This is a genomic window from Streptomyces alfalfae (genome assembly GCF_004127445.1).
Lineage (GTDB): Bacteria > Actinomycetota > Actinomycetes > Streptomycetales > Streptomycetaceae > Streptomyces > Streptomyces alfalfae.
In genome coordinates, this window is record NZ_QEXM01000024.1 from 1 (window position 1) to 10,040 (window position 10,040).

At 68.3% G+C, this 10,040-nt stretch carries 10 protein-coding genes; 7 read left to right on the forward strand and 3 right to left on the reverse strand.

Going from position 1 to position 10,040, the window contains the following annotated elements; translation table 11 throughout:
- Window positions 1-784 precede the first annotated feature (784 nt).
- Complete coding sequence (locus tag DCW30_RS09480) at window positions 785-979, reverse strand: hypothetical protein (protein ID WP_076681562.1); 195 nt, start codon at window positions 977-979, stop codon at window positions 785-787.
- A 293-nt stretch (window positions 980-1,272) separates the two neighbouring features.
- On the opposite strand from DCW30_RS09480, the gene DCW30_RS09485 reads away from it, so the two are divergent.
- The 3 genes from DCW30_RS09485 to DCW30_RS09495 all read left to right on the forward strand — a co-directional run bounded on the left by DCW30_RS09485 (window position 1,273) and on the right by DCW30_RS09495 (window position 5,343).
- Entirely contained in the window at window positions 1,273-3,780 is a 2,508-nt protein-coding gene (locus tag DCW30_RS09485) for a DEAD/DEAH box helicase (RefSeq protein WP_076681564.1), read from the forward strand.
- Between the two features lie 361 nt (window positions 3,781-4,141).
- Window positions 4,142-4,777: a TnsA-like heteromeric transposase endonuclease subunit gene (locus DCW30_RS09490; RefSeq protein ID WP_237283508.1), complete on the forward strand. Its 636-nt coding sequence runs from the start codon at window positions 4,142-4,144 to the stop codon at window positions 4,775-4,777.
- Between the two features lie 53 nt (window positions 4,778-4,830).
- Window positions 4,831-5,343: a hypothetical protein gene (locus tag DCW30_RS09495; protein WP_206269281.1), complete on the forward strand. Its 513-nt coding sequence runs from the start codon at window positions 4,831-4,833 to the stop codon at window positions 5,341-5,343.
- Here the strand turns inward: DCW30_RS09495 and DCW30_RS09500 are convergent.
- A protein-coding gene (locus DCW30_RS09500; RefSeq protein WP_418346890.1) for an IS5 family transposase occupies window positions 5,292-6,130 on the reverse strand; the annotation gives its coding sequence in 2 pieces (ribosomal slippage) (window positions 5,292-5,794 and window positions 5,794-6,130; 840 coding nt in all). The two genes, DCW30_RS09495 and DCW30_RS09500, sit on opposite strands and share 52 nt — an antisense overlap.
- 151 nt (window positions 6,131-6,281) lie before the next feature.
- On the opposite strand from DCW30_RS09500, the gene DCW30_RS09505 reads away from it, so the two are divergent.
- The 4 genes from DCW30_RS09505 to DCW30_RS09520 all read left to right on the forward strand — a co-directional run bounded on the left by DCW30_RS09505 (window position 6,282) and on the right by DCW30_RS09520 (window position 8,162).
- On the forward strand, window positions 6,282-6,791 hold the full coding sequence (locus tag DCW30_RS09505; RefSeq protein WP_076681570.1) for a hypothetical protein: 510 nt from the start codon (window positions 6,282-6,284) through the stop codon (window positions 6,789-6,791).
- A gap of 236 nt (window positions 6,792-7,027) precedes the next feature.
- Window positions 7,028-7,411 (forward strand): TIR domain-containing protein, encoded by a 384-nt coding sequence (locus tag DCW30_RS09510; protein WP_076681572.1) that lies wholly within the window; start codon window positions 7,028-7,030, stop codon window positions 7,409-7,411.
- Window positions 7,408-7,875, forward strand: a complete 468-nt coding sequence (locus tag DCW30_RS09515) for a RipA family octameric membrane protein (protein ID WP_076681574.1) — start codon at window positions 7,408-7,410, stop codon at window positions 7,873-7,875. Before DCW30_RS09510 ends, DCW30_RS09515 begins: the two co-directional genes overlap by 4 nt.
- Window positions 7,872-8,162, forward strand: a complete 291-nt coding sequence (locus DCW30_RS09520) for a DUF7701 domain-containing protein (protein WP_076681580.1) — start codon at window positions 7,872-7,874, stop codon at window positions 8,160-8,162. The genes DCW30_RS09515 and DCW30_RS09520 overlap by 4 nt, the downstream gene beginning before the upstream one ends.
- 636 nt (window positions 8,163-8,798) lie before the next feature.
- Here DCW30_RS09520 and DCW30_RS09535 read toward each other — a convergent pair.
- On the reverse strand, window positions 8,799-9,983 hold the full coding sequence (locus DCW30_RS09535) for an IS701 family transposase (protein WP_076688319.1): 1,185 nt from the start codon (window positions 9,981-9,983) through the stop codon (window positions 8,799-8,801).
- Window positions 9,984-10,040 lie beyond the last annotated feature (57 nt).

A 10,040-nucleotide genomic window follows, 5' to 3' on the forward strand; every position in this document is an offset into this window, starting at 1 on the left:
GGCTGGCTACGAGGGCAGCTCTCGGCGGGCCTCCTTGCGCCGTGCAGCCCGGTTGGCAGCTATGAGACAGATCCACATGAGGACCAGGCCGGCCCCCATCACGATGCGCACCGCGCTGTCACCATCGATCACCCGCCACACCAGCAGACCGATACTCAGGCACAGCATCGGCCAATACAGTCGCGGCCCCCAACGGTTACCTGGCCTCGTCCATGACGGCGGAACACGAGAATCCGGGCGTTGCCCCATATACGCCTCCCTTCCCCGAATGCCTTGCCGCCAACTACCGCAATAGACATGCCCTTTCGCCGGCTTCGAGGACGCCGAGGCGTGACGTCACGGGCCGCCGGGCTGCCTGCAAGGGGCAGGCAGCCCGATACGGGGTGGGCCACCTCGGCTGGTCCCGCTGGCCGGCGATCGTATGGCGGTGCGTCAGGCGTGCGCGCGTGGTGCAGTCGCCCTTCGTGATGCGGCGTGGTGCGCAGCGCCGGCCGAGCCTGCGGCCTGGAACGCTGTAGCCACAGGGAGGCCGTGAGCAGGAGGACGGTGAAGATGGCCGGTAGCAGGACGGATGCCCACATTTGCCGGCTCCCGGGAGACTGCCGGCTTGTCCAGGCGGTCGATACCGCCCACAGCAGGACGCCCACCGCGCCGAAGACGCGGACCTGGCGCAGTTGCCGCACGGCTCGCAGGGCCACGAGGTGATCAGCTTGTGGATGCGATGCGGGCTCGTGTACTCCAGGGCACGCTGCTCAGCGGCTGGGGTTCGCCACTGCCGTCTCGATTACTTTTGCTCGTGCTGCGCGGTGCGTCCTTCGAAGTCACGTCGTACCGCTGCGCCTTGGTCTTCGATCAGCCCCGCGTCATCGGGGAGGTCCAGGACGGCACCGCAGTGATTGCACAGTTTCCCGTCTTCGGCGGGCGTGCCGCACGCCTTGCAGAACCGGTTTCCCTCGTCGTCTTCAGTCTTGTGCGTCATGGCTCTCCAGGTCAGGGCGGACAGTGATGGATGTCGAGTACCCATGGCATCGGCGTAGACTCTCTAGAATGTCTGCTTCATTTTTTACTTGCGATAGACTCTGGATTCAGATGCCTCCCCGGTTGCGGGGTCTGTGTGCCGCTGCAAGGCAGTCGCCCATGTCCCGGCGCGGAGGGGTGAACGCGGTGTCGTGATGGTGGCGCCGAGGCCCATCGCATGGCGGTTACAGGCTGGTTGCTCGCTTTTGACGGGTGGAATCTCTCGTCCGACCCTGCAGAAAAGGGTAGATCGGAATGGCTGTGAAGGAACTCCGTCCTCACCAGCGAGAAGCCGTGGACGCGGTACTCCGCGCGCTCGAATTGCCTGCACGATCTACTGTGCCGGAACGGGGACTGCGGACTCAGGTGATCATGGCGACCGGAACCGGGAAGACCCTCGTCGCCACCCGCAGCGCGGAGGAACTCCGTGCAGGCCGTGTGCTCGTCCTCGTGCCCTCGCTGGACCTCCTCGCCCAGACCGAGGCCGCGTGGCGCGAAGGCGGCCGTCGCGGGCCCATGATCGGAGTCTCGTCCCTGCGGGGAGAGGATGTGTCCTTCCCGAACACCACGGACGCGGACGAGCTGGTCGCCTGGGTGCGGCCGTTCGACAAGGTCACCGTCTTCGCCACGTACGCCTCGCTCGGGCTGGGCACCCTGGAACGCGCGCACGCCTCCGGCCTTCCCGGGTGGTCGCTGATCATCGTGGACGAGGCGCACAGGGTCTCGGGCCGGATCGGCCGGCCGTGGGCAGTCGTCCACGACAACACCCGCATCCCCGCCCTGCGCCGCCTCTACATGACCGCCACACCGCGGCTGTGGCAGCTCGACGAGGACTCCCAGCAGGGCGCGCCAGGTGAACTGGTGGCCTCGATGGACGACGATCCGGACGGGCCGTTCGGCAGCAGGTGTTTCACCCTGACGCTCTCGGAGGCCATCGACCGGGGAATCTGCGCCCCCTACCAGGTGGTGTGCCTGGACATCACTGACACCCAGCTCCAGGCCGCCCAGCTCCTGGGCGAGGACGCGCGCTCCGAGCAGGTACGCGGGGCCCGGCTCGCGGCCCTGCAGACCGCTCTGGTGAAGGCGTCAGCCGAGGAAGGTTTCCGCCGCACCCTCGTCTTCCACCACATGGTGAAGGAGGCCGAAGCCTTCGCGGCCGGCCTCTCCGACGTCGCCGCGCAGCTGCACGACGCGGACCCGGAGCTGTACCCGAAGACGATCTGGGCCAACTGGCTGTGCGGCGACCACAAACCAGGCCACCGGCGACGCGTCCTGGACGAGTTCGCGGCCGGGGTCGCCACGGACGGCACAGTCGCGGAGAAGAGCTACCTGGGCTCGGTGAAGGTGCTGGGCGAGGGCGTCGACACCAAGAACTGCGACTCCGTCTACTTCGCCGACGTCCGCGGCTCCATGCCCGACCTCGTCCAAGCCGTCGGCCGCGCCCTGCGCACGCAGCCCGGCGAAGGCAAGACCGCCTCCCTCGTCGTACCCGTCCTGCTCGGGCCCGGGGAGACGGCCGACAACATGCTCACCAGCCGGGCGTACGGCGGCCTCGCGAAGCTGCTTGAAGCGCTCAGAGCGCACGACACCCGGGTCGTGGAGCAGCTCGTCGAGCAACAGGCACCAAGCCGTGTCAGGGGTGTTCAGAGCCGCAGCGGGGCGGAAGGCGAGGGAGCCGAGAGCGACCGCAGCGACCCGCTGTCGGTGCCAGCCCGGGAGCTGCTGAAGTTCTCCACACCTCGCGACCCGGCCGCCCTCGCCGCGTTCATCAACCTGCGGGTCCTCAACCCCGAGCACGAGCACTGGCGGCGCGGCGTGGAGGCGGCCGTCATCTACACCCGCGAGCACGGCGACTTGAAGGTGCCGTTCACGTTCCGCGTCCCGGCCGGGGATGAGGCCGACACCGAAGGCGAGGGGTGGCCAGCCTCGCTCGCCGGGTTCCCACTGGGGCAATGGATCGCCGACAACAGGCGCTTCTACGCCCGCGGCGACATGGACGAAGACCGCATCAAGCAGCTGGAGAAGCTGAGCATGGTCTGGTCGCACTTCGACGTCGCCTGGGAGGAAGGCCTGGCCGCCGCACGCGGGTGGGCGGCCGAGGCGGGCCACCTCTTGGCGCCACTGGACGCCACCTACCAGGGGTACCGGGTGGGCATCTGGCTGAAGAACGCGCGCGCCGCCGCCCGAAAGGCCGCCGAGATCGACCAGCGCCGTGCCAACGGCCTGCCCGTGCAGTCAGCGGCCGGGGCGCTGTCCCAGGAGCGGCGCGAGCAGCTCGAGGACATCGACCCGTCATGGTGCCCTGCCTGGCCGGTGGAGTGGCAGCGATGCTTCCACCTCGTCCGGCAACACCTGGAGCAGGGCGGTGTGCTGCCCGGCCCGGGTGTTGTCGTGCACCAGGGCGAAGACCTCGGACGATGGGTCAAAGCGCAGCGGTTCGGCTTCGACAAGCTGAGCACCGTGCAGCAGTGGATGTGTGAGCACATCCTCGGCATCCAACCCGCCACCGACGACGAGAAACCCAAGCCCCGGACCAGCCAGGCCAACAAATGGGCCATGAACCTGGCAGCAGCCCGCCAGTTCTACGAACGCGAGGGCCATCTGAACGTCTCCCGCCAGCACGTCGAGACCGTGGTCTCAGACAAGGGATCGGCACTGCCTTTTCGTCTGGGGGCGTGGGTCAGTAACCAGCGCTCGCGTGCGGCGACGCTCTCGGAGGACCGGCGCGAGCAACTGTCCGCCATCGGCATGCGATGGACATAGCCGCACGGACTGCGAGGCTAAGGAGCTGCCGGGCGTGATCGCCCAAATGTGCAGCAGCGGGCGGCCTCGTGCGAAGGCCCCCGGCCGGACGGTGGAGGAGTCGGGCGCATCCCACAGCAGGCCTCGGGGGCGGGGCGCCCCGACGGCACGGGCGGGCCTGGATCTGTGGCATGCGTTTCCCCGTTTGGCTTGTTATGCCCATTACCCGATGAGCTGATGAGCCGTTTGGCTCTGTGTGTTGCGGCGCGCGGAGTGGGGTGTGGAGGGGACCGGGCCGGCTGATGCCGGAGCGGTGGACGTGCGGTTTCTGGCTGCGGACGGGACGACGGAGTGTTCGCGGTGGTCGGAGGCGGCCGCCGAAGTGGTCTTCGAGGAGTGTCCGCCTCTGCGGCCGTTTTCATCCCGCAAGGGCAGGCGCACGGCGCCGGGATGGTGGTGGTCGGCGACCACCGGAGGGCTCGTGCACTACGGGTCTGGGGCAATGCGGCTGCATCTGATGCTGCTCGACCGCGATCCACGCGTCCAAGGTCTGGCCAGCCGACCGCTGGAATTGCGGTGGCGGGTGCCGGGCGCAGTACGTACGCATGCGCCGCAACTGATGCTCCGGCTCGCCGACGGCCAGGGGGTCTTGGCAGACTGCACCGCCGGACGGGAGCTTTCGCAGCGGCAACGGTCCCTCGCGGCGGCGGTCGGCGAGGTGTGTGTGGCGGTGAGGTGGCGGTACTGGGTGTTGGGGCCAGTCGATCCGGTGTACCGGCGCAACGTGACGTGGCTGGCCGGGTTCCGACATCCGCGGTACCGCGGATCGGAGCGGCTGGCTGCGGCGTTGCGGGAGTCGTTCGCCGGCCGTACGCCGCTGGGGGAAGGCGTGCGCCGGACCGGGGATCCGATGGTGGTCCTCCCCGCGCTGTTCCATGCTCTGTGGGCGGGGCGGCTGTCCGCGGATCTGGGTGCTCCCATGCATGAGCGGATGCCGGTGTGGGCGCCGGCGGCGTGATGGGGGCGAGGGGCCGGGGGTTCGGCGGGCCGGTGGTCGAGGTGGGGTCCCGGGTGCGGTTCGAGGGGCGGGCCTGGACGGTAGCGGCCCTCGCTGGCGGGCAGGTGCGGCTGATCGCCGAGAACGGCGAGATGGTGGCGCTGCTGCTGTCGCTGTTGTTCGCCGACGAGGGGTTCGAGGTTGTGGCTGCGCCCGCCGTCTGCCGGGTGCCGCCACTGGGCTTGCTGGAGTCGTTGCCCGCGCCGGTGCGGGAGCGGGCGCTTGTCTGGGAGCGGCACGTGCGGGAGGTGGAGACGGGGCACCCCGGCGGGTCCGGTGCGGCCGGCCCTGCGCGGGCTGAGTACGACCCGGAGGTGCGGACGCTGGCGCAGCGGGAGGAGGCGAAGGCGGCAGAGCTGTCGGCGGCGGGTATGCCGACCAGCGCGGTGACGGTGCGTCGGATGCGGGCCCGCTACCGCGACGGCGGGCTGTGGGGACTGGTGGATCAGCGGACCGCTAGGCCGTTTCTTTCGGATCATCTTGCTGACCAGATGAAGATGGCGGCGATGTGGAGTGCGGCGAGGTAGATGGTGGCGGTCTTGTCGTAGCGAGTGGCCAGGCCGCGCCACTGCTTGAGCTTGTTGATACACCGCTCGACCGTGTTGCGCTGCTTGTAAGCCTCGCGGTCGAAGGCCGGCGGACGGCCTCCGAGCCGGCCGCGGCGTCTGCGGTTCGCGGCCTGGTCGGCCGGCTGCGGAGTCACCGCCCGGATTCCACGCCGGCGCAGACGGGCCCGGATCGCCCGGGATGAATACGCCTTGTCCGCCAGCACCGTCTCCGGTGTGGTCCGGGGCCGACCGACCGGCCGCGGCACTCGTAAGCGGGCCATGACCGCGGGAAACGCAGGCGCGTCCCCAGCCTGCCCGGGCGTGAGGACGAACGCGAGCGGCCGACATCTGCTGTCCGCGGCGAGGTGGACCTTGGTCGTCAGCCCGCCGCGGGACCGGCCGAGGGCATGGTCGTCCGGCTCACCGGCCGGAGCCCCTTTTGACGGGCCCCGGCAGCGTGCTGATGAGCCCGGACGATCGTGGAGTCGACCGCGACGATCCAGTCGAGGTCGCCTTCGGTGTCGGCCTGGGCGAGCAGGGCGGTGAAGACCTTCTCCCAGGTGCCGTCGGCCGCCCACTTCCGAAGCCGGTTGTGGGCGCCCTTCCACGACCCGAAGTGCTCCGGCAGGCCCATCCACGGAGTGCCGGTGCGGTACTTGAACGCGATCGCCTCGATCACCTGCCGGTGATCACGCCACCGACCACCCCGCTTCGGCGCCCGGTCCGGCAACAACGGCTCGATCCTCGCCCACTGCCTGGACCGCACTGCGCAGGCTCTGGAGGAAGCCGACGCCGTCGGCGAGACGGATCGGACGCGCCTGCGCCAGGAGGCATCGTGGCAGACCCGCTTCGAGTCGCTCCTGGAGAACCTGGAGGACTCCGAGCAGCAGCAGGTCGCGGCCGAGCTTCAGGCGCTGGTGGCCGAGCAGCGGGAGTTCGCGGCCCGCCAGGGCGTGGTCGGCAACACCTTCAACGGCCCCTCCGCCCTGCAGGTCGGCAACCACAACCAGCAGGAGAACCGCTTTCACATCGCAAGCTACCTGCCCGCTCCCGTAGGCCCCCGGATCACTCTCCAGGTCTCCAATTCCATCCCTGTCTATGACCTGCCCGACGGAAGCCAGGACTTGGGCGATCATTTCGTCAGCGTGGAGGCAGTCAATACCGGTGACCAGCCGATTGCCATCACCAGCTGGGGTATCGAGCTCCCCGGTGACCGGCGCATGTTCGTCACGCGAGGCGAGAACTGGGCAACTCCGCTCCCCCACGTGCTCGCTCCCGGCGCCCCTCCCGCACGGTTCCTGATCCGAGCCGATGAGCTGCGGCGTGTGGAGCGAGAGCAGCGCATCCCGTACACGCAGATGCGGCCCTACATAGGGCTGGCTGACGGGACGGTCGTCCGCGCCGACCGCAGCGTGCCGTTGGCCTGACGCGTGGAAGTCGTGACGTGGGGCGGGCAGCCCGCCCCTTCGTCCTGACCAGCAGGTGGTCGGCGGCTACCGCCGGCGCGGGATGGTGACCTGGACCTCCGCCAGGACGACGCCGGTCGCCGGGGCGCGGTGCAAGCGTGAGCACTGAGCACCGCGAACCCGAATATCCAATGATCGCTGTCAGTGCCTGATCTTACGATGCGCAGAGGCACCTCAACTGAAGTAAGGACCCACTGATGCCGAAGCGCGTCTTCGTTAGTTTCGACTACGACTACGACAAAACCCTCAAGGACTTCTTGATCGGACAGGCCAAGAACCCTGACTCGCCCTTCGAGATCCATGACTGGTCGATCAAGGAGGCGTCTCCGGACTGGAAAGACAAGGCGCGCATGAGGATCAGGGCGTCGGACATTGTCATCGTCCTCTGCGGTGACCACACCGACAAGGCCGTTGGCGTGGCCATCGAGCTCAAGATCGCCCAGGAGGAGAACATCGACTACTTCCTCCTGAACGGGTACGCCGGCTCGACCGGCAAGAAGCCGACCTCAGCGAGGACCACGGACAAGGTTTACAAGTGGACGTGGGAGAACCTCAAGACCCTCGTCGGAGGCGGTCGGTGACGACTCCCCCTCATCCGAATGAGCGGGCGGAAACCCTCGAGCTCTACAAGCTCGCCGTCGAGATGGCCGACCGCATCTCCGCGCGCAGAGGAACTGCCAACGCCTTCTTCCTGTCCGTCCAGACCGCGTTCATCGGCCTCGTAGGCTTTGGATTCCCGAAACTCGCCGAGTCCCCCTGGTGGGCAGCAACAGCCGTGGCACTGGCAGGAGTGACACTGTCGGGTACCTGGTGGCTACAGCTCCGCAGCTACCGGGACCTCAACACGGCGAAGTTCCAGGGCATCAACAAGATTGAGGAACGCCTCCCGGTCAAGATCTTCGCGGACGAGTGGGAGGCCCTGCGTCGGGACCCAATCTCCGGCTGGCGCAAGCGCTACGCCGAGCTGGGTACGTCTGAACGCGTCGTGCCCCTGGTGTTCGTCGCGGCGCATCTACTCCTGCTTGTGGGCACACTGACGACGTGACCTACCTCGATCCTCTCGCCGACCTGATCCGCTCCTGTCTCCCTCCGGACGCTGAACCTCCCGAAGAATCGGCAGCCCTGTTCCGCATGTACGCAGTCCTTCTGAAGGCCAAGGGGGCGGAGGTGACCGACGAGGATGTCCACGACGCCTGGTCCGCGTGGATGCAGACAGTGAACAGCGCTCACGAAGCGCTGATCCCCTACGCCGACCTCGACCCGGCAACCCGCGCCTTTGATGCGCCGTACGCGGAGGCCATCCGCAGAGCAGCGCGCCAGATGAGCAGGTGAGTAGGCCGCGCGCTGATCTCAGTCCGAACTTCCGGGAGTGTTCCCGGACCAGTCCCACTGTGGACTACCTCAAGCGGACCGCTCCCCGCCGCAGCGAGATCCCTGGTCCGGCCCATAGGGCCCGGGGTCTCGTGTGTCACGGCGCAGCGCGGCGTGACGGAAGTCCGCTACGAGCGGCGCGGGGAGGTAACCCGGACCTCCGCCAGGACGCCGGTCACCGGGTCACGGCGCACCGTGACGTACAGGCCCCAGTCGGCGGCGTCACCGGCCGAGTCAGCCTCTGTCCTATGGGGCGGCGGTGGTCTCCAGCGCGCCCGGAGCGTGCCCCGATCCCCGGCCGCGTCCGGCACCGTAGCCACTTCAATACGGGCCCAGGGGCCTACAAGGAGGCTCCGGACAGCGAGCTCTTGAACGGCTGCGGGCAAGGAAACCTGTTGTGGCGGCTCCGCCAGCGTGAGTCGTTTTGCGCGCCCTAGTACTGCAACGGTGCTTGCCGTGACTGGTGGCCAGGTCAGGGGATGTGTCCGCGTTGTTTGTAGTGACTGGTGCGGGCCTGGTGCTGTCGTCGTCGGCGCCAGGTCGACCAGTGCAGGATGTGCTCGACGGGTGTGGGCCGGCGGTTGGTGAGGCGGGTGATCAGCCGTCGTACCTCGGCGAGGCTGAGGTGGATGAGCTGGGAGGATCCGTTTCTGCTTTCCCTGCGTCCAGCTCTCGGGCTCGCAGGACGGTCAGGCAGGCACGGGCGGCCATGGCGAGGGTGATGTGGCGGTGCCACCCGGGATAGCGGCGGACTTGGTAGTCATCCAGTCCGCATTCCTGCTTGGCGCTCTGGAAGCACTCCTCGATGGCCCACCGGCTGCCCGCGATGCGGATCAGGTCATCCAGCGTGGTTCCGGCGGGGCAGTAGGCGATGTAGTAGGAGATCTCCTGCGGTCGGGCGATGCTGCGGCGGGCGATCACCCAGTGGCGGCGGTCGGGCCGGTGCCACGGTCGCACCTCGACGCGTGCCCAGTCATAGATTCGCAGGCCGTGAGCCCCGTTGCCGCAGGAACGACGTTTCCATTTCTGCCGGGCAAGGCCGTTGAACAGGTCGTGGACGGGATGGTCGATGGCCCAGCGGGTGACCACGGTGTCGTGCCGGGTGGTCGCCATGACGTGGAAGACGTCCGCCCGCTCCAGCTCGGAGCGCCAACCTTTGCTGAACCCGTAGGCGGCATCCGCGGTCACCCACCGAAACGGGATCTTGTCCGCGATCGCGCGGCGGACCATCGCCTTGGCCATGGCCACCTTGGTCTCGAAGGCGACCTCGTCGCCGATGCCGGCCCCGTGGCATCTTTCGCGGTCGTCGGTCCAGGAGGTGGGCAGATACAGACGCCGGTCGATCAGCGTCCGCCCGCGGTCGGTGGCATAGGCGAGGAAGACGCCGACCTGGCAGTTCTCCGTTCGCCCGGCGGTTCCGGAGTACTGCCGCTGCACCCCTGCCGACTGCGTGCCCTTCTTCAGGAAGCCCGTGTCGTCCACGACCAGGACGGCGCCGGGGTCGCCGAGGTTGTCGACCACGTACTGACGCACATCGTCGAGCACCTCGTCAGCGTCCCAATCGATCCGGTTCAGCATCCGGTGGATGCGGTCCGGGCCTGCGTGGCCGGCTTCTTCCGCCAGCGTCCAGCCGTTTTTCCGCTGCAGCGGAGCGATCAGGCCCCGCATATAAGCCAGTGCGGACTCCCGCGGCTCCGACCTGCTGAAACGGTGCACGAACCGCCCATGCACAGCTTCCAGTTCGCCCGCCCACAACCTGACATCAGCAAGGTCCCCACCCATAACCACACCAACGACCAACCTGGCCACCAGTCACGGCAAGCACCGTTGCAGTACTAG